This is a genomic window from Gemmata palustris, assembly GCF_017939745.1.
In the GTDB taxonomy this organism is placed as follows: domain Bacteria; phylum Planctomycetota; class Planctomycetia; order Gemmatales; family Gemmataceae; genus Gemmata; species Gemmata palustris.
On record NZ_JAGKQQ010000002.1, the window covers coordinates 428533 to 448543 of the forward strand.

Sequence of the window (20011 nt, forward strand, 5' to 3'; positions counted from 1 at the left end):
ACAAACGAACTTAATGGATCAAGTTCGCCGGGACGGAACGATTTGACGCCTCTCTCCCCCGGCCCCTGACGCGCCCGAATCTCGACCGCGCGACCGAATCAACAGAAGCGCCGGGCACCGGAACACGAGCGCTCTGAGTTTCCCGCGCGAGAAACCGCACGCGAACCGTGGCAAAGCAGAAATCCCTCACGTTCAAGATGCGGCTCCGGGAGCTGCGCAAAGCGGCCGGGCTATCCCAGGCACGTACCGCCAAAGCCGTGGGCGTTCACATCCAGACGTACATGCGATGGGAGCGCGGGGAGACGGAGCCGACCTTCACGGAACTGTGCGTCTTGGCCGCAGTACTCGGCACGACACTGAACGATTTTCGATCTAAAGACGAGTAGGCACGGGTACTCCCTTCGCACCTCCTCGAAGCAGCACCCAAAAGCTGCAGTCCCGGCCGAACACGTTCTCGATGATCCGCCCTTTGTAATCCTTCATCCTTCTGGGACTAACCTTTCGCTTTCCCGCGGCTGTCGAGAATCGTCGGCGTGATGCCCGGCCCCGGTTCTCGATCCATCTTCGTTGTGGCGTTCCGCTCCGACACCCTGCCCCCGTCGGTTTCGTTCGTGAACCCTTCTCGGTTTGGCCTTGCACCCATGCCAACAATCGCCAATCCTCCCACCCGATTCTTCCGCTGGAGTGGAGGCCGGTATGAAGTTTGCCGTTACGGTCCTGACCACCATTGCTCTGGGCATCGGATTTTCAGCCCGAGCAGATGACGAGGATGCAAAGTCGCTCCTGGGCACATGGAACGCAACGCTGTGGCAAACCAGCGACACGACCCTTATTAATCCCGCCGACATCCCGCTCAGCGTGGTCATCACGAAAGACACGCTCACAATGGATGATGGCAAGAATGCGAAGGCGTCTAAATACAAGCTGGACCTCACTAAGAATCCGATTGAGATTGATATGACCCCCGAAGAGGGGAAGAAAAAGGGGCAGACGTTCAAGGGAATCTGCGAGGTGCAGGACGGCACGTTCAGGCTGTGTATGAACCCCCGTGACGGGGAGCGTCCGTCCAAGTTTGAGGTAAAAAAGGACCAAAATTTCGTCTTGATCGAGTTCAAGCGTGCGGGGAAGTGATTAATGGGTCGGCCGTCCTCATCCGCAGGGCACAGACACGGTCCGGGCCACGCCCGCAACACCGTAAACGCCACCACGGCTCAAGCTGTAGAACAGCGACCGCTCCTAACGCAACTTGCCCAACTATGCGCGCTGGCAGGGCCTTCAACAGAGCAATACCCTCGGTTGACCTACGCCAGCCGTGCAACGGCCCGAGACCTTGTGCGGCATCGTGGGACCGGCGGAGCGTCTGCCGTCCCCGCCCATCACCGGCGTCTTCCCTCTTCAGCGCCCGGGACCGGCGCACGAACCGGCGGGAGCGCCCGGCACATCTTCTCAGGACAGAGCCCCCCGGCCCGGTCTCCAGACGGATGACGGTTGTTGGTGGCATTTCCGTTGCTTCGCCGCGCGCGTCGTGACAGAATGGCCCGTGTTAGTTACCTGCCGAGACTGCCGGGGCTTCTCCAAACTCCCGGTCACACCTTAGCCCGCCGCACACACCGGACGCCGCCCCATGCGGTTCTGCCTGCCAATCCTCTTGATCGTGGCCCCGCTTCCCGCGCGGGCCGCCGACGGTCGCGCCAACGCACCCGCGATTCATTTCGAGAACGACATCCTGCCGATCCTGAGTCGGTACGGGTGCAACACGTCCGGCTGTCACGGAAAAGCCGAGGGGCAAGGCGGGTTCAAACTGTCAGTGTTCGCGTCGGACCCGGAAGCCGATTTCGCCGCACTCACGAAAGAGGGGCGCGGGCGCCGCATACTCCCGACTTCACCGGACGAAAGTCTGCTGCTGCGGAAAGCCAGCGGGCGCGTCGCACACGGCGGCGGCACGAAGCTCTCTGCGGCGAACGAAGATTACCGCGTGCTGCGCGACTGGATCGCGACGGGAACACCTCTGGGTGCGCACGACGCACCGCGGGTGGTCGCGCTTCGCGTGGAACCCGTGGAGCGCGTGTTGGGCCAGAAAGCCGAACAGCAACTGAAGGCGTTCGCGAAATACAGCGACGGCACCGAAAAGGACGTGACGCGCCTCTGCCGTTTCCAGAGCAACACGGACGTCGTTGCGAGCGTCGGCGCGAGTGGAATGGTCAGCACGCACGACGTTCCCGGTGAGGCCGCGGTGATGGCCGCGTACCTCGGCGAAGTCGGGCTGTTCCGTGTGTTGGTTCCACGTCCCGGCGCTCCGGCACAAAACGCGCTCCCGCAATTCAACCTCATCGACAAACTCGTTGACGCCAAACTCGCGAAACTCAACATCGCCCCTTCGGGATTGTGTAACGACGCGGATTTCCTGCGTCGCGCGTTCCTGGATCTCACCGGCACGCTACCCACAGCCGAAGACGCGCGACAGTTCCTCGCCGATACGACAAAAGACAAGCGCGCGAAGCTCGTCGAATCGCTCCTCGACCGGCCGGAGTTCGCGGACCTGTGGGCGCTGCGCTGGGCCGACCTGCTCCGCGTGGACCGCGAACCGCTCGGGCACCAGCGGGCGCACCTCTACTACAAGTGGATTCGCAGTTCGATCGCCACGAACAAGCCGTTCGATCAGTTCGCGCGCGAGCTCGTCACCGCGGAAGGCCCGGTGACCGAGGTCGGCCCCACGAACTTCTTCAAGGTCGTGACGAAGCCCGGCGAAATCGCGGGAACAATTTCGCAAGTGTTTCTCGGAGTCCGCATCGCGTGCGCCGAGTGTCACCACCACCCGTTCGATCGGTGGAAGCAATCCGATTACTACGGCATGTCCGCGTTCTTTAGCACGGGAACGACCACGCACCCGCGCACGCAGAAGTCCGTCTTCGCGCACGCGCTCGATACCGACATGCCCGCGGCCGATCCCGTGGGCGACCGCCGCGTTCCGCTCGCGGATTGGATGACGAAGCCGGACAACGCTTTCTTCGCGCGGAACCTCGCGAACCGCGTGTGGGCGTGGATGTTCGGGCACGGGTTGGTGGAACCGGTCGACGACGTCCGCGCGACCAACCCGCCGAGTAACCCCGAACTGCTCGATGCGCTCGCGAAGTACCTCGTCGAGAACAAGTTTGATGTGCGCAAGTTGATCCGGTTCATCGCCGCGTCGCGCGCGTACCAGACCTCCGCCGCACCCAACGCGACCAACGAAAAGGACGAGCGCAATTTCTCGCGCGCGTACTTCCGCCGACCGGAAGCCGAAGTGCTGCTCGACATGATTTCGCAGTCGCTCGGCGTACCGGAGAAATTCACCGGCTCACCCGGCGTAACGCGGGCCGTTCAGTTGTGGGACAGCAAGGCCCGCAGTGACTTCCTGAAGCTGTTCGGGCGCCCCAACCGCGTGACCGCGTGCGAGTGCGAGCGGACCCGCGAACCGTCGGTCAGTCAGGTGCTCAACCTGTTGAACTCGACCGAGATCCAGGCAAAGCTCACACACGAAGCGGGCACAGTCGCGAAACTGGTGCGCGCACAGAAGGACGATGTGACGTTAGTCGAGGAATTATACCTGACGTTTTACTCGCGGCTCCCGAGCGCGGACGAAAGCGCAACGGGCGTGAAGCACCTGAAGAAGTACGCGAACAACCGCCGCGCCGCGACCGAAGACCTCGCTTGGGCGCTGATGAACAGCACGGAATTCTTGTTCAACCATTAGGCGAGCGACCGGTGTCAGCCGGTCGGTGAGATATTCTCCCTAACACCGGCCGGCTGACACCGGCCGTTCGCCAGGAGCTTCGTCATGCTCCACCGCCGCGACGCGATGATTCGTCTGGGGCAACTCGGCGCGGGCGGACTCGCGCTGCCGACCCTTCTGGAAGCCCGCGCGAACACGCCCGCGCGCGCGAAGAGCGGGACCGCGGACTCGTGCATCTTCATTTTCCTGTGGGGCGGACCGCCGCAACAGGACACGTGGGACATGAAACCGGATGCGCCCTCCGGCATCAAGTCGCTGTTCAATCCGATCGACACCGTGGTACCCGGCATTCGCGTCTGCGACCAGATGCCGTTGTTCGCGCGCCACACGGATAAGGTCGCGCTGGTGCGGTCGCTCTCGCACGGCGACAACAACCACGAACCGAGCGTGTACCACATGCTCACGGGCCACAAAGACCCGACTCTCGTTTCGCCGCGCAACCCGCGCAAGCGCTCGCACCCGCCGAACTTCGCTTCGGCCCTCGCGTACTTCGCCGAGCCGAGCGCTGTGCCCGCGAACGTCACCATCCCGCGCCCGGTCGGGCACGACGGCGTGACCTACGCGGGCACCTATGCGGGCTTCCTGGGGCCGAAGTACGACCCGCTCGAAAAGCTCGCCGCGAACAAGTCGAACGAGCCGGCCGCGCACCCGGACGTGCTCCCGCCGGACGTGACCCAAACGCGCCTCGCGGCCCGCGAAGGATTACTCAAACTCCTCCAGAAGCAGGACGCACACCTCCAGAAGACCGGCGGGAGCGAACTCGACGGGTTCCGCGGTCAGGCGATGCAGATGATCGCGTCGCCGAAGGTGCGCGAAGCGTTCGATCTGAACAAGGAGCCGTCACGGTTGCGCGACCACTACGGCCGCAACGAGTACGGCGAGAGCTTCCTGCTCGCGCGCCGGCTGGTCGAGAACGGCGTGAAAGTCGTCTCGGTCATCTGGCTGTACATCATGCCGAACGGCGGCGTCGCGAACGTGTGGGACAACCACGGCGGCACCGGTGGATTGGGCAGCATCACCGGGTACGCGATGCTAAAAGAGAAATACTGCCTGCCGCCGCTCGACCGGGCACTCGCAGCGCTCCTCGAAGACCTGAGCGACCGCGGGATGCTCGAGCGCACACTCGTCGCGGTCGCGGGCGAGTTCGGGCGCACGCCGAAGATCAACAAGGACATGGGCCGCGATCACTGGGGCGCGGCACAAACCGCCCTCTTCGCGGGTGGTGGCATTCGCGGCGGTCAGGTGTACGGCAAAACGGACAAGATCGCCGCGTACCCGACCGAGAACCCGGTGTCGCCGGACGATTTCCTCGCGACGATCTACCACGCGATGGGCGTCGATCCGGCCGCGATGATCCCCGACCGCGAGAACCGCCCGCACCGATTGTGCGACGGCAGACCGGTGATGAGCTTGTTTAGTTAAGTGAACGACATCGAACATTAACACCAACCCGTCAATGGGAGCGCGAAACGAATGCTACGATCGCTGTTTTCTCTGTGTCTCGCCGTCGGCCTTTTCAACTCCGTCGCCTCCGCAGAAGATCCCGCGGCGACAGTGGAGAAAGCGAAAGAGGCACACGCCGAAGGTGTCAATAAGGCGCGAAATACGCTTCTGGAGGCCTTTAAAGCGGCGAACAACGCGGCCAAGTCCAGCGGCGACCTGAACGCGGTCAAGGTGATCCAGGCCGAACAGGACACGTTCGAGAACAGTGGCAAATTACCCACGTCTGCGCGGATGAAGTCGGCGGTCGCGAGCTACCAGCAATCAATGAAGCAAGCGAGGACCACGTTAGACGCGGCTTACGAGCAGGCAATCAAGGACTTCACCAAGGCCGGGAAGATCGCCCAGGCAGAAGAAACACAGTCCGAATTGCACGACCTTCGTGCCAAAACGGTCGCGACCAAAGAAAACCTCCAGGCGTATCTGGCGAACACGTCGTGGGTCTGGGGCAACTGCAGGCTCAAGGCGAACGGGTATGTCGAGAACAAGGGGTGGGACTCCGCCGGCCTCGTGACCAAGTGGGAAGCGATTGATCGCCGAACCGTGCTGTTCTCGATCGAAAAAGGGCGCGATGTGAACCGGTTGGCGGTCCTGGTCTTCAACGAAGAATTGACGGAGTTCCAGGGTATCGACTTCAACGGGAAGGACCGAATCCCCGTCAGCAAACGGAAGCCCTAACCACATCTCCGATATGGCAGATAGCGGCCCTGTGTGCGCCAGAGGAATCAGTAATGTTACGGTGCCTGCTCAGTTCAAGCGTCCTCTTCGGGGTGGTCCTGGTGGCTGGCGCGGTAGATGCCCCCGCCCCACTAACGAAAGCCCGTAAGGACTACCAGGATTCCGTTGAAAAAGCGCGAACCACCTTACTCGACGCATTCGCGTCGGCGATCAAAACATCCACGAGCAGCGGCGACCTCGACGCGGTCAAGGCGCTCAAATCGGAGAAGGAAGCGTTCGAGGCCGGAGGTACACTTCCCACGGGAGCACACGTGAAAGCTGCGGCCCGGAATTATCGCCTGTCGATGAGGCAGGCCGGGCTCGTGTTTGAAAGGGCCGCGGACCAAGTAATCAAAGATCTGACAAAGGCCGGCAAACTGACCGAAGCGCAAGCCACACAAGCGGAACTCAAAGAGTTCCGCATGCGGTCCCCGACGACGGGGGCGCGCACAACAGAAGTGGAGACCAAGGAAGATCTCCAAAACTACCTGCCGGAAACGGTGTGGGACTGGGGCACGGGGCTGAAACTGCGCGCCGACGGGCTCCTCGAGCAGAGGGAATGGACCGCCAACTCGCTCGTCACCAAGTGGGAAGCGGTGGACCGCCGCACAATCGTCCTCTGGGTCGAAAAGGGACGAAAGTCCGACCGCACCGCGATCCTGACGTTCAACGAAGACCTGACCGAGTTCCAGGGATTCGGTTTTGATGGCGGGCGCCTAGGCGTCATGAAGCGCAAGCCGTGATTGGAACTGCGGTCGACCCCACCACCGTGCCCGGCCCATTGGCCGGGTGCTCATTCGGGAGCGGCAATGCCCGCAACGTTCTGCGACGGACTCTCCCGGCGCGATGCGCTCCGTGTCGGCACCGCGTCCCTCTTCGGTTCCGCACTCGGTTTGCCGCAACTGCTGCGCGCGTCGGCCGGGGCGAAAACGAAGAAGGACGTGTCGCTGATCTTCATCTTCCTGCACGGCGGGCAGAGCCACCTCGACACGTTCGACCTCAAGCCGGATGCGCCGGCCGAGTTCCGCGGCGATTTCAGCCCCGCGAAGACCAAGGTTCCCGGGCTCCAGATTTGCGACCTGTTGCCGAAGGTTGCCGGGCAGGTCGACAAGTTCTCGCTCGTCCGCTCGTTCCGCCACCACAATTCGGACCACGGCCCGGCCGACCACTACATCCTCACGGGGTACTTCCCCACGGCCGGATTCAACCCGAGCCTCAGCCCGAACAACCAGCGCCCGTGCGTCGGTTCCGTCGTGTCGAAGAAGCTCGGCCCCAAAGGGTCCGTGCCGGCCTACGTCGCGCTGCCGAAAGTTCACCCGAGCGGCGGACCCGCCTACCTCGGTGCGAACCACGCGCCCTTTGTGATCGACGCCGACCCCAGCGCGCCGAACTTCAGCGTGCCGGACCTCGTGCCTCCGCCGGCCATCGCGAGTAGCCGCCTCGACGACCGCAAAAAGCTGCTCGAAACCGTGGACCGGTTCCACAAGAGCGCGGAAGTGAAAGCGAACCCCGCGGCCGGCGCGCTCACCGCGTTCCGCGACAAGGCGTTCGACCTGATGACGTCGCGGCAAGCGAAGGAAGCATTCAACATCCACGCCGAAGGAGACAAGCTCCGCGACGAGTACGGGCGCCACTCGCTCGGCCAGTCGTGCCTCATGGGGCGCCGACTGGTAGAAGCGGGCGTGCGGTGCGTGACCATCGACCACTCGAACTGGGACACGCACGACGGCAACTTCGCGGTGCTGAAGAACTCACTGCTCCCGATGTACGATTCCGCCATCAGCACGCTGTTCCGCGACCTCTCCGACCGCGGGTTACTCGATTCGACGATGGTGGTGGTGACGGGCGAGTTCGGGCGCACGCCGCGGATCAACAAGAACGCGGGGCGGGACCATTGGGGGCCGGCGTTCACGGTGCTGCTCGGCGGCGGGGGCATCAAGCCGGGTGTGGTCGTGGGCAAGACCGACGCCCGCGCCGAGAAGCCGGCGAGCGATCCTTACGGACCCGAAGACCTGTTCGCGACGATGTACACGTGCATGGGTATCGACCCGAAAGACGAAGCCCACACACCCGACGGCCGACCCATTGCGCTGGTCAACAACGGCAAAGTGATGAGCGAACTGGTGTAAGGAATAGCCAGCCGGAATAATCTGCTGACGGGGGATGATCGTGGCTGTAACCGTGGAGGAGATCGATCAGGCGTTGTCCGCGTACCTGTCGTCCGGCCCGTTCATGGATTTTGAGCTCCAACAACATCGATGGGAACGTTGGCTCGCGCAATTGACTAGCGAAGACTTGCCTCTATTGGTGCAAGAGACTATCCAACGTCTGAATCGGCTAAATCGCTTTGACACTTCTGATCTCTGGCTCCTGTATCTTCTGATCTGCTTGAGTCAAGCAGGGAGTCGCGATCCTGAAATGTACATTAACCAGGCGGATAATTACCGCCGAACGCACTATCGATCGATCTTTTTCAGTACGGTGGGCGAGTTATTTTCGGAAGACGCGATCGATTGGCTCATAGCTGTTCTGGAACACGAGACGCTTAGCCCTGACGAAATCAAACTAGCAGCACAATCATCATTTTTCATATGCACGTGCGATGATGATCGATCGATCCTGACTCAATTTATCACATCCCCACCACTCGCGCAATCAAAATTACTAACGATCATTGGCAACATTAGACTCCAGATCGACGAAGATATCGCGACCCAAGATTGAGTCTACACGAAAAAGGCTACAGCATGTTCCGCGTACTATTTCTGAGTATTTTCTCGCTATTTTTGTGCATTTCTGTCGTTTTTGCCAACCCGCCCGCGGTGAGTTACATCTTCCCGGCCGGAGCGCAGCGCGGAACGTCCGTTGATGTCCGCGTAGGCGGGTTATTTCTTTACGACAAACCGGCATTTGAATTAACCGGATTGGGGGTCACTCACTCACCGCACCTCGCACCCGCGAAGCGCGTGTGGTTCGAGGGACCGCTCCTTCCACTCACCGAATCACAGCAACAAGAAGATTACCCGGCCGACACGCGCGGGAACGTTGCGATTACAAAAGATGCGCCCCTGGGTCCGCGCCGCGTGCGAGTGTTTACGGCGCAAGGTGGGGCCGGCGGGCCGCGATTCGTGGTCGGCGAACTGCCCGAAGTGGTGGAGCAAGAAACGGACGGCGACCAGATCCCCGCACCCATCAAACTGCCCGTCACGGCGAACGGGCGCATCTTTCCGCGCGAAGACATCGATCTGTGGGAGTTCGACGCGGAGGCCGGCACTGCGATTACTGCACTCGTTCACGCGCAGTCGATCAACTCGCCACTCGTATCGAGGCTGGACATCCTCGACGCGAAGGGCACCGTCGTCGCGGAGCAGATGCTTCACCCGTGCGTCGGCACGGACGCCTCGGTGAAGTTCACGCCGAAGGTGGCCGGGAAGTACCGCGTGCGCGTCACCGACGCCCGCGCGCTCGGTGGTCCCGCATACGTGTACCGGCTCACGATCACCGCAGAGAACGTGCCGGAGTTCCATTACCCACTCCGCGCGAAGCCGGACGGGTTGAAGGACGCACTCGACGCGGCCCCGGTGTTACAAGCTCCGATCGCACTGAACGGTCGGATCGAGCGCCCCGGCGCCGTCAACGAATGGAAACTCGATCTGAAGAAAGCCGGGAGCTACACCTTCGACCTACAAGCCCGGCGCCACGAGTCGCCGCTGTGTGGTGTGGTCACGATTTTCGACGCAACCGGCAAGGAACTGAAGCGCGCGGAAGGCGCCGAAAACAGTGACGCCGCGCCGTTCGCGTTCGACCCACCGGCCGACGGCGTTTACACGGTAAAAGTGGGCGAGAAGTTCCGCGGGCGCGCGGGGGCGAACTTCGTGTACCGGCTGCGCGTGCTGGACGCGCCCGAGAAGATAACCCCCGGTTTCCAACTCGCGCTCGCCAGCGACGTGTTCACGCTACCGCGTGCGGGTACGCTCAAGGTGAAGGTGACCGCCGAGCGATTCGGCACGTTTCAGGGGCCGATCATTGTGAGCGCGGCGGATTTGCCGAAGGGTATCACCGCGCCCGCGATCCGCATTGCCGCGAATCAGCCGAACGCCGATCTGGTACTCACCGCGAGCGCGGACGCAGCCATTGCCACACACCCGCTCCGCTTGACCGGCCTCGGGGTCGCCGGGTTGATAGCGTATCGCAGCGACACAACCGACGCGCGGCTCGCGGTCGCGCTCCCGACGCCGTTCAAGATCATTGACCAGTACGTGATGACCAGCGCGCCGCGCGGCGAAACGTACCACCGCAAGTACACGATCGACCGCGGCGGCTTCGACGGCCCGATTCAGGTGCAGCTCGCGGACCGCCAGGCGCGACACCTGCAGGGCGTCACCGGACCGGTTCTCACGCTGAAGCCGGGCGAAACCGAGTTCGCGTACCCCGCGTTCCTCCCACCGTGGATGGAGATGGGGCGCACGTGTCGCGTGTGCGTGATGGCGACCGCAAAGGTGCGCGACCCGATCGACGGGCGCGAGCACACCGTCAGCTTCAGTTCCGTGGAGCAGAATCAGCAAATGATCGTGGTCGTCGGTCCCGGGCGCCTGGACGTGGGCGCGGAGAAGACCAGCGTCCTCGCAGAAGGCGAAGTGAAGCTCGCGGTGAAGATCAGCCGGAGCAAGAACCTGAGCGGCCCGGCGACTGTGGAGTTGGTTTTGCCCGAGCACGTGAGGGGAGTGACTGTGGCAAAGTTAGTGGTCGCGGCCGACAAGGGCGACGGCGAACTCGTGCTGAAGTTCGCACCGAACGCCGGTCCGTTCAACGCGCCTCTTGTCGTGAAAGCCACCGTGCAAACAGACACCGGCCCGGTGACTTCCGAGACGAAGGTCGAAGCAGTTCGCTGAGTTTTTTAAGTCCCAAGTCGTAAGGTCGAAAGTCGTAAAGTCGAAGACATTCCCTTGTTGAGCGTTTTCGACTTTATGACTTGGGACCTTACGACTTGGGACTCTCCTGGAAGGGCTTCACGCTGAGCCGTGTTTGGTGCGATTCGACCGCTTTGCCGTCGATCGTTTTGCCCTGGAAGTAGTCCTTCTGCCACCCGCGGGCCACGGCCTCGGGGTTCTGGGTGGTCAGTCCCACAAGGAACCCGCTGCGGCTCTCTTCCCACTGCTTGTACTGCTTTTGGAGTTCCGGTTCAGTTTCGATCGGCACCACGCGCGGGACGAAGCCCTCGATGAGCCCGCGCGGTACCGGCACGAGCATACAGAACGGGTCGCCCTGCTCGAACCGGACCCACTCGCACACGCGCGTCATTTTCCAGTTCATCGTGAACGTGGACGCGAGCCAGTCCGTTTCCACGACGCCTTCGAGCGGCTGGACGCCGTCCTTGATCCAGTTCGCCGGCCCCTTCACCCACAGGTTGATTCCCGGGGGCGTGCGGAACAAAAACGGGATCGTGAACGTGATGACGCCGCTCCCGAAGTGACTCACGATGCGGTTGTCGGGGCGGTCGAAGCGCAATTCCAGGTCGCCCTTCCCCGGCCCCCCGTACCAGTACGCCTCGAACCCGACCGGGCTTCGCAGCACCCACCCGCACTGGTTGGCGATGACCAGCGGCAGGCACCGGTACGGGTGCCGCTGGTGCGCGCCGTCCATCCAGTCGCGCGGGATCGGCGCCGGCTCCGGGAACACGTCCGCCGGCTGGTTCGGGTGCAGCGAATAGGCGATCAGTTCGTTCGCGTTCTCTGGCATGGGTCCATCCTGAAACAGCGTGGAGCGCGGAACGCGGAGTCGGAGTGAAGACAAAAGCGTTCAGCGCCTCCGTCTTCACTCCGCGCTCCGCGTTCCGTGCTCCGCGTTTCTTACGTCCGCCCGTTGTCGTTTACCGAGCACATGAAGGGTTCGTTCGGGCGCTCGTAGGTGCGCCCGTCCGTGTCGCCGACCGCGTGTTTGCGGAGCGAGAGCTGGTACATTTGCTCCCCGGCCGGGGTCGGGTAGTCGCCCGTGATGCACGCCCGGCACAGGGTCGATGTGGGCAGGTCGATGCACCGCGCGACCGCGTCCACCGGGAGGTAGAACAGCGAGTCCGCGCCCAGCGATTTCGCCATCGCGTCCTGTTCGGCGACCGTCGGCACCTTACCCGCCATGAACTTCGGCGCGAACAGCTCTTTCACGGTGCTCATGTCGATGCCGTAGAAGCACGGCGACAGGATCGGCGGGCACGCGACGCGCACGTGGATCTCGGCCGCGCCGCCCTGGTCCCGCAAGTGCTTGAGCAGGCTCTGCAGGGTCGTGCTGCGGACGATCGAGTCCTCGACGAGCAGCACCTTCTTGCCGTGCAGCACCTCGCGCAGCGGCGTGAACTTGAGCCGCACCTTGTCCGCGCGGTTCCCGCCCTCGATAAACGTGCGGCCGATGTACCGGTTGCGGATCAGCCCTTCCACGCTCGGAATGCCGAGCGAAAACGCCATCGCGTCGGCCGCGGCCTTGCCGGTGTCCGGGACCGGCACGACCACCGTTTCGGACGGGTCGAGCGGGACGCGGTTCAGCTCGCGCTCCTGCTTGGCGAGTTCGTGCCCCAACCGCGCGCGGCTCAGGTACACGCTCCGCTCGTCGAGCGTGCTGGCCACGTTCGCGAAGTAGATCCACTCGAAGAAGCAGTGCGCGGTGCGCTTGCTCTCCGCGAACCGGTGGACGCTCAGTTCCCCGTTCTGGATGAGGATCAGCTCCCCGGGCGCCAGCGACTTGATGCTCGCCTGGCGGAACCCGAGGTTCTGGAGCGCGACGCTCTCGCTGGCGGCCCCGAACATCGGGCCGTCCTGCGCGTACACCAGCGGGCGGATGCCGACCGGGTCGCGGAGCACCACCATGTCGCCCATCGCGTTCAGGAACGTCAGGTTGTACGCCCCGTCGAACTTGGTCGCGAGCCGGCGGAACACGTCCACGAGGTCGGGGCGCTGGCCGCCCCGCATCTCGTGGGCGATGTAGTGCATGATGACTTCGGTGTCGTTGTCCCGCGTGAGGTGGTAGTCGTGGTTCTGGAGGAGCTGGGTGCGGAGCTCGGCGAAGTTGGTGAGTTGGCCGTTGAACGCGAACGCGAACCACTTCCATTTACACCCGTCCCGCCGCTCGAACGGCTGGGCGTAACTGCGGGTCTGGCCCCCGCAGGTGGCGTACCGGGTGTGCCCGATCGCGGCCCGGCCCGCGTAGTCCTCCATGATGGAGGCGTACTTGGCCGGTTCGTTGATCCGAAACGCCTCAATGACAGTACCGATGTCCTTGTACGTGTCGATGAGCTTGTCGCGCTCCGGGTTGTAGGTCGCCATCCCGGCTGCGAGTTGCCCGCGGTTCTGGAGGTCGAGGAGCATCCGCGGCATCAGCCGGGACACTTGGTCGGGTGCGCCGGTCCAAACCGGCGACTTGTCCCCGTTCTGGGGAAGGTAATACAACGCCGCCACGCCACATTCGTGGTGCAACTCGTCCATGTCACCGCCGGGTAGAAAAGAAGGGCGGGGCGCGCTGGCCCCTGATTCAGAATATAAGTCGGTGTAGGTTTCGTGAACAATCTCATCCCCGGGCACGTTCGTCGGAATCTCGCGGCACGGGTCACCGTTCCGACCGGTTGCCCGGTTCGCGCCGCGCGGCAGACTCAACAAATTCGAGGGTTACAATGTTCCGAACGATTCTCCCGGCGGCACTATTCGCGCTGCTTACGATCGGCTCGGCCCCACTCACCGCCGAAGACAAAAAAGACAAACCGCGGGCCGATCCGCCCGCCACGCCGCTCGAACTGTCCCTAACCGGTACGACGACGACGTACACCCTCGACCTCGGCGGTCGGACCACGGACGAACTCAAAAACCTGATTGAGTCCGCAGCAAAAACCGGCAAACGGCCACCCGCTGCGCCGGCAGTAGACCTTAGCATCGAAATCAAAAACACGTCCGATAAGCCCGTCACGGTGTGGGTAACTGGTGACCCGGTGGTACTTACCTGTACCCTCCGGGGGAAGGGGGCCTTAAACGTTGCCCCGCCACTGGCGTTCACGGAAGAGTTCCGCATCCCGAAAGGGGTAGAAATTGCGGCCGGCAAGACGCACGTGATTCCGGTGAAAACGCTCGTGAGCGGTTACCGGGGCGCAGCGCACTGGGCGTACTGGCTCGAATCGGGGGAGTACGAATTGACCGCAACGCTCAAGACGGGCATGAACCCGGCCCCGAAAGGCGCAAAGGACGCGAACGACGGCTTCGGCTCGGTGACGCTCACGAGCGCCCCGCTGAAACTCACGGTTGAGGCGAAGAAGTAATTCCAGTTCAGGCGAACGCCGCGTGTCAGCAGCACAAGCGAATAAACTCCGCGCGGCCGTTCTCATTATTTCACTACGCCACCTGCATACACAGGGAGCACGTGTGACTCTCTGAGTGAGTAACAATAGCCGTGAATAGCGCGTCGCGTTCACTCGTGCGTCTTCTTATAATATGATGCATTTTGTTAACATCCTGCAAAGCATAAAGTGCGCGCACACTCGGCTCTTGATTCGCCCTAGACCTGGGCATGGATTTCTCTATTCGGATTAAGCTCGTGAGGCGCAACCAAGAAATTATTAACGAAAACTTCTCGTTAGAACGGCTGTGGTCGTGCGTCTCGGACGATTTTCCGAGTGCATGGCACACGGGTTGCAGATTCCGAAGTGCCGACAAACTCCTCCCCAGTTTAGTCACGTCACCACGTTACCGCCCGATTGAGGCGGGGTACGCCCATTCCACTTCGCTCGTCACAGAGGTTCCACAATGCCGGTTCGTGTTTCGCTCCCGCTTCCCGCTCGCACCGAACAACGCGGGCGGAAGGGGTTCACGCTAATCGAGTTGCTGGTGGTGATCGCCATCATCGCGATCCTCATCGGGCTGCTCCTGCCCGCGGTCCAAAAGGTCCGCGATGCCGCCGCGCGAATGAGCAGTCAGAACAACCTGAAGCAAATGGGCCTCGCGATGCACAACCTCGCGGGCAACCAGTCCGACCAGTTCTGCGCCGGGTGGGGCGGTCTGCGATCCACCACGAGCACCGGCGACCCCGTGCGGCCCTGGACGTGGCACATCCTGCCCTACATCGAGCAGGATAACGCCGCTAAAAACGCCGCAACGACCACGGTCATGAAGACCTACACCGCCCCGAACGACGCCTCGTTCGTCAGCGGGCAGCCGCTCACCAGTTACTCGGGCAACGGCCTGGTTCTGGGGATCGTGAACCCGCTCCTCACCGCCCCGGTCGTTAACACGGGCACCCCGTCGTACACGGCGAAGCTGTACAGCATGAACTCCCCGGGCGACGGCACCTCGAACACCCTTCTGTTCGCAGAGCGGTACGCGGTGACCACGACGGGCAGTGGGACAGTGATGTACAGCGGTGTGACCGGCGCTACGCCGCAGGCCACGCTCACGCACGTGTACGGCCCGCACCTGTGGTTCCCGACCGGCGCGACCCCGTCGCAGGTCGTGTTCCTCCCGCAATTCATCGCGTCCCCGGCCCAACCGTTCCCGTTCCAGAGCAAGCCGGCCAACAACATCGCCGACGACCGCGTGCCGCAGGGCATGTCGTCCGGCACGATGAGCGTCGCCATGTGCGACGGCAGCGTGCGCGGCGTGTCGGCCAGCGTCAGCAACCAGACGTGGACTTTCGTTTGCGACCCGTATGACGGCAACGTCCTCTTGTCGGACTGGTAACGCACCACTTCGTTCGGGCGGTCTTCTGGAGTCGGCCGTTTGATGTGTTTGTTTTTGGTGGGCGGGCCTCTGACCCGACCCACCAAAAAAAGTCCTCAGCGCGGCACGTTGTGCCGCGCCGGACATCGCGAGCAGAGTAAAGCCTATAACTCGTGTGCCGTTCGCGGAGCGCTCGTGCGCACAGTGAGCGCCTCGCCTCGTTCAATCGCCGCACCGCCTTGGACGATTAATTGCGCCGCTCGGCACGGTAATTCTCATCATCATCCTTTCCAAAGCCACGGCAAAAGAAGCAGTGAACGGTGGAGTAGTAAAAGCCGGCCTTTTCGAGGTCCGCGACCACTGAGAACAACGTGGGGGTGCCGAAGGAAAACAACCGGTTCCGAATGGTCACGATGTCGTAGACCACATCTTTGACCATACTCATCCCCTCTAAACGCGACCTTTCCCAGTCTTCAACGCTCCTCTTCTGCAGCAACCGCTTGCTCTCCGCGTGGTTCTTCTCGACGTCCTTCTCCCGGGCTCTACGGTGAACGCCCGTCTGGATCTTTCCATAGGTTTCATTCGCGCCGCTGTGGGAGCCCTGATACTTTGTCAGTTTGTAATCCTGTTTGGCCTGACCGGGGCCGAACAGCTCTTTCACTTTCAGTTGGCGCGTGGCGGACAACATCAACGATGACCCGGAGATGTTGCTCCCGTGCGGGCAGTAGTACGCGAGGTAGACGTGCTTCGGCGCGCCGGCACCGGACGTGATCAGGGACGTCTCGCCGTGGGCACTAATCATACACGCACGACTGCGATCGGGCTGCGGCTTCTGCCCGCCCGGTGTCCAGACGTAGATCCACGACCCGACTTCGATGGGTGCGTACTCGACGTCACCGCGAAGAATGTCCTTTTTGCTCACCTGAAGGGCTCCGAAAGCAGGGAATATGGGCAATTCCGACGGATCGATGAACGCGATCGCGCCTTGCGAACATCCCCAGTACGGGACGAGTCGCGTGAATCTAAACCCGGCGGTCACGCTTTTTCCATTCTTTGCCCGCACCAACTCCTATTATCCGCCACGGTCACGAGCCCGGCAAAAGCTGGACAATCTCGACGGTCCAGCGGATACTGGACGCACCCGCCGTGCCCGGAGACTCTCCACATGCGAGCCGCGCTGTTCGTTCTGGTTGCGGGGTTGTTGTTCCCACCCGCCGGCATGCGGGCCGAAGACCCGTCGAAAGGGTGGGAGTTCACGGGCCGGACGCAGACCTCTGCCGTCGATGTGCGCGCGCAGGTGACGGGCCACCTGACCCGGGTCGCGGTCCGGGAAGGGGACGCGGTCGCGAAGGGGGATCTGCTAGTCGAGCTCGACTCACGGCCGTACCGACTCGCCCTGAACGCGGCCCAGGCGCGGTTGAAAGTGGCCGAGGCCAAGTTGCAGGTGTCCAAGATCACGGCCGCCAACGCCAAGAAGTTGCTGGAGAACAAGGTAATCAGCCCGGACGAACTGGGACTGAATACGGCGGCGGAGGCCGCACTCATCGTCGCGAAGGTGGAGGTGGAGCGGGTCGAACTGACCCTGTCGTGGACCCGGGTCACCGCCCCGTTCACCGGCCGGGTGAGCCGCCTTCAAGCCACCGAGGGCGGTCTCGTCACCGCCGACCAGACGCAAATCTTGACGGTCGTGGCCACGGAACCGATGTACGTCTCTTTCAACGTGCCCGAATCGCTCCTTTTGCAACTGCGCCGCGACGGGCTGGCCGAACCGAGTAAGTTGGGCGTGGCGGTCGGGTTCGCGGGCGACCAGGGGTTCCCCCATGAGGCGAAACTCGACCTGATCGCGCCGGAGGTCGACCCGAAGACGGGGACCGCGCGGTTCCGGGCCACGGTCCCGAATCCGAAGGGCCTACTCTCGCCCGGGATGTCCGCCCGCGTCCGCCTCATCCCTCTACCCAAATAGGCGAAGCGGTCAACCTGCCTTTACGCAGCTTGGTCCGGTTTTGGTGCGCTTGTAACGAGACCGCAAGGGAGCGGGAGGCGCATCTCGTTGCTGGTTACTGTTCAACGCACAGGAGGCCCCGCTCCCTTGCCAGTAGTTTCAAGTGATTTGGCAGTGCCGCATGGGAGTTCCTAAGTTCAAGGTTCTCAGGCACTTGAACGGGAGCCTCCCATGCGACGTGGTTACTCTACGATCACCCCGGCGGTGGTCCACGCACTGACGCGCCGAACGTTGGAACGGGCCCTGGGTTGGACCGACTACAAGCGGTCGGTCACGCGCACCCAGTTGCTCGACCTGGTGCTGTTGATCGCGGGCACCACCCGCACGTTGTTCGCGGTAGTGACCCGGTACTTCGGGTTCTCCCACGAGACCGCGCGACAGGCGATGCACGCCAACCGGGGTTCCCGGGACCAACTCACGGCCCGGTTGGTGGATGCCCTTCACCAGGTGGCGGGGTTCACGCGCCGGGACCGGAGGCGCCGGTGGACGTGTGCCATCGATGTGCATTACGTCCCCTTTTATGGGGATCGCAGCACCCCGGGGATCATCGGCGGACCCAAGAAGGCCGGGACCTCGTTCTTTCACGCGTACGCCACCGGGGTACTGATTCACAAGCACCGGCGGTACACCGTGGGGCTGATGAGCGTGACGAAAGGAACCAAGCCGCACCAGCAGGTGCAGACCCTTCTGGACCAGGTGGCGGCCCGCGGGCTCACGGTCCGCGGGGTGGTTCTGGACGCCGGGTTCGACAGCGGGGAGACCCTGTTGCTGTTGCAGGAACGGAACCTGAGCTACACGGTCCCGATGCGCAAGAAGGGCACCGGTACCAACCGCCGCAACGCCAGCTACACCCAACCCCACGGCACCATCACCACCATGGAGTGGGTCACCGAGAAGAGCCGCAAGGCGGTATCGACTCGGGTGCTCGTGTGGCAACGGAAGGGCGAATCGCACGCCCGGGTGTACGCGTTCCGCGGGTGGGGCGATGCGACCGCCGTGTCGGAGGCGAACCGGGCTCGGTTGGGGCGCCGGCGGTACCGAGAGCGGTTCGGGATCGAGACCAGCTATCGGCAGAAGAACCAGGCCCGCGGGTGGACCACCAGCACCAACCCCGAGTACCGGTTGCTGCTCGAGGGCGTGGCCCTGCTGTTGCGCCAGGTGTGGGTGTACCTGACGCTCCGGATCGCTCGGGCACGCGGGCTCGCGCCGACCGCCTGGGTCGCCCAGTTCCCGTTGGCCGAGATGCTCGACTGGCTCACGCAACGGATCCGCTCACGATACCCACGCACACGATGTATTACCCTGCCACACAATACACTTACAACCAACGCAACGCCTTGAAACTACTGTTGCGGTCGCGGCTCGTTATAGCCGTTTCGACGACCCAGAAACGAGACCGAGATCAGAACCGTGCGGACCTCGCTGCCATGCCGCGCGGCTATTTCACGTCGATCACGTAGATGTCGCTGCCGCCGTCGCGCGTGGAAACGAACGCGAGCTTCTTCCCTTCGGGGTGCCACGCGGGTGCGGTGTCTTGCGCCTTGTTTTGTGTCAGGTTGGTAAGTTCTTTGCCATCATCCGTCATCAACCAGATGTCGGAATTCCCGGAGCGATTCGAGGCGAACGCGATCCGCTTACCTCCCGGTTCCCAAACGGGCCACGCATCGAGGAACTCGCCGTCCGTGATGCGCTTCTGGTCGCTCCCGTCCGCGTTCATGACGTGAATCTTCTGTTTGCCGCTGCGCCCGCTCGCGAAGGCGATCTTCGCACCGTCCGGGCTCCAGGCCGGGTGGAGGTCGTAGGCCGGGTCGTTCGTGAGCCGCTTCTCGTTCTTCCCGTCCGCGTCCACAGTGTACAGGTCCGGGTTCTTGTTCCGCGTCGACACCCACAACACTTTCTTGCCGTTCGGACTGAACCGCGGCGACTCCTCGAACGCCCTGTGAGGAATGAGTACCTGGTCGTCGCTGCCGTCGGCCGCGCACACGTTGATTCGCAACTTGCCGTCGGTCCCTTCGAGTTTGTCGTACACGTAGACGATTCGCTTACCGTCGGGCGAAAAGTTTCCGTCAAAGTGCGGTTCGGTGTGGTTCGGCAGGAGGCGTTTCAGCTCGCCGCCGTCGGCGGGCATCAGCCACAGCGCCATCTTGCCCTCGTGGATGCGCGTGAACAGGAGCGTCTTGCCGTCCGGCGACCACTGAAGGTTCTGTTTGAAGCTGCCGTCTTTGGTGAGGCGCACGGGAAGATTTTCACCGCAGAGGGCGCGGAGGGCGCAGAGAGGAAGGCAGAGCAGAGCAATGACAAAACTGTGCAGTACGAGTCGCTTCATGTTTTCTT

At 62.8% G+C, this 20011-nt stretch carries 17 protein-coding genes; 13 read left to right on the forward strand and 4 right to left on the reverse strand.

Annotation, left to right across the window (positions count from 1 at the left end; translation table 11 throughout):
- Positions 1–167: 167 nt before the first annotated feature.
- From J8F10_RS36185 to J8F10_RS36225, 9 genes are all read left to right on the forward strand, one after another.
- On the forward strand, positions 168–386 hold the full coding sequence (locus tag J8F10_RS36185) for a helix-turn-helix transcriptional regulator (RefSeq protein ID WP_210662992.1): 219 nt from the start codon (positions 168–170) through the stop codon (positions 384–386).
- 310 nt (positions 387–696) lie between these two features.
- The gene (locus J8F10_RS36190; RefSeq protein ID WP_210662994.1) at positions 697–1131 is read left to right on the forward strand and encodes a TIGR03067 domain-containing protein; all 435 of its coding nucleotides are present in this window, start codon (positions 697–699) and stop codon (positions 1129–1131) included.
- Positions 1132–1624: 493 nt separating this feature from the next.
- Entirely contained in the window at positions 1625–3733 is a 2109-nt protein-coding gene (locus tag J8F10_RS36195; RefSeq protein ID WP_210662996.1) for a DUF1549 domain-containing protein, read from the forward strand.
- A gap of 84 nt (positions 3734–3817) precedes the next feature.
- Positions 3818–5194, forward strand: a complete 1377-nt coding sequence (locus tag J8F10_RS36200) for a DUF1501 domain-containing protein (RefSeq protein WP_210662998.1) — start codon at positions 3818–3820, stop codon at positions 5192–5194.
- 51 nt (positions 5195–5245) lie between these two features.
- On the forward strand, positions 5246–5950 hold the full coding sequence (locus tag J8F10_RS36205) for a hypothetical protein (protein WP_210663000.1): 705 nt from the start codon (positions 5246–5248) through the stop codon (positions 5948–5950).
- 53 nt (positions 5951–6003) lie between these two features.
- A complete protein-coding gene (locus J8F10_RS36210; RefSeq protein WP_210663002.1) occupies positions 6004–6732 on the forward strand; it encodes a hypothetical protein in 729 nt (242 codons plus the stop codon).
- A gap of 66 nt (positions 6733–6798) precedes the next feature.
- Positions 6799–8118, forward strand: coding sequence for a DUF1501 domain-containing protein (locus J8F10_RS36215; RefSeq protein WP_210663004.1), 1320 nt, complete (start codon positions 6799–6801; stop codon positions 8116–8118).
- A gap of 40 nt (positions 8119–8158) precedes the next feature.
- Positions 8159–8713, forward strand: coding sequence for a hypothetical protein (locus J8F10_RS36220; protein WP_210663005.1), 555 nt, complete (start codon positions 8159–8161; stop codon positions 8711–8713).
- Positions 8714–8736: 23 nt separating this feature from the next.
- A complete protein-coding gene (locus J8F10_RS36225) occupies positions 8737–10881 on the forward strand; it encodes a hypothetical protein (RefSeq protein ID WP_210663008.1) in 2145 nt (714 codons plus the stop codon).
- Between the two features lie 88 nt (positions 10882–10969).
- On the opposite strand, the gene J8F10_RS36230 is transcribed toward J8F10_RS36225, so the two are convergent.
- On the reverse strand, positions 10970–11728 hold the full coding sequence (locus tag J8F10_RS36230; RefSeq protein ID WP_210663010.1) for a DUF6065 family protein: 759 nt from the start codon (positions 11726–11728) through the stop codon (positions 10970–10972).
- A 110-nt stretch (positions 11729–11838) separates the two neighbouring features.
- Positions 11839–13461: an amidophosphoribosyltransferase gene (locus tag J8F10_RS36235; RefSeq protein WP_210663012.1), complete on the reverse strand. Its 1623-nt coding sequence runs from the start codon at positions 13459–13461 to the stop codon at positions 11839–11841.
- Positions 13462–13646: 185 nt separating this feature from the next.
- Between J8F10_RS36235 and J8F10_RS36240 the strand changes: the two genes are divergently transcribed.
- Positions 13647–14282, forward strand: coding sequence for a hypothetical protein (locus tag J8F10_RS36240; RefSeq protein ID WP_210663013.1), 636 nt, complete (start codon positions 13647–13649; stop codon positions 14280–14282).
- A gap of 484 nt (positions 14283–14766) precedes the next feature.
- Positions 14767–15696, forward strand: coding sequence for a DUF1559 family PulG-like putative transporter (locus tag J8F10_RS36245; protein ID WP_210663015.1), 930 nt, complete (start codon positions 14767–14769; stop codon positions 15694–15696).
- Between the two features lie 226 nt (positions 15697–15922).
- Here J8F10_RS36245 and J8F10_RS36250 read toward each other — a convergent pair whose 3' ends face one another.
- The gene (locus J8F10_RS36250) at positions 15923–16597 is read right to left on the reverse strand and encodes a putative adhesin (protein ID WP_210663017.1); all 675 of its coding nucleotides are present in this window, start codon (positions 16595–16597) and stop codon (positions 15923–15925) included.
- 243 nt (positions 16598–16840) lie between these two features.
- On the opposite strand from J8F10_RS36250, the gene J8F10_RS36255 reads away from it, so the two are divergent.
- Both J8F10_RS36255 and J8F10_RS39590 read left to right on the forward strand, forming a co-directional pair.
- Positions 16841–17638 (forward strand): efflux RND transporter periplasmic adaptor subunit, encoded by a 798-nt coding sequence (locus J8F10_RS36255; RefSeq protein ID WP_210663019.1) that lies wholly within the window; start codon positions 16841–16843, stop codon positions 17636–17638.
- 210 nt (positions 17639–17848) lie between these two features.
- Complete coding sequence (locus J8F10_RS39590) at positions 17849–19018, forward strand: transposase (protein WP_246522717.1); 1170 nt, start codon at positions 17849–17851, stop codon at positions 19016–19018.
- Positions 19019–19115: 97 nt separating this feature from the next.
- On the opposite strand, the gene J8F10_RS36270 is transcribed toward J8F10_RS39590, so the two are convergent.
- Positions 19116–20003 (reverse strand): TolB family protein, encoded by an 888-nt coding sequence (locus tag J8F10_RS36270; protein WP_210663021.1) that lies wholly within the window; start codon positions 20001–20003, stop codon positions 19116–19118.
- Positions 20004–20011 lie beyond the last annotated feature (8 nt).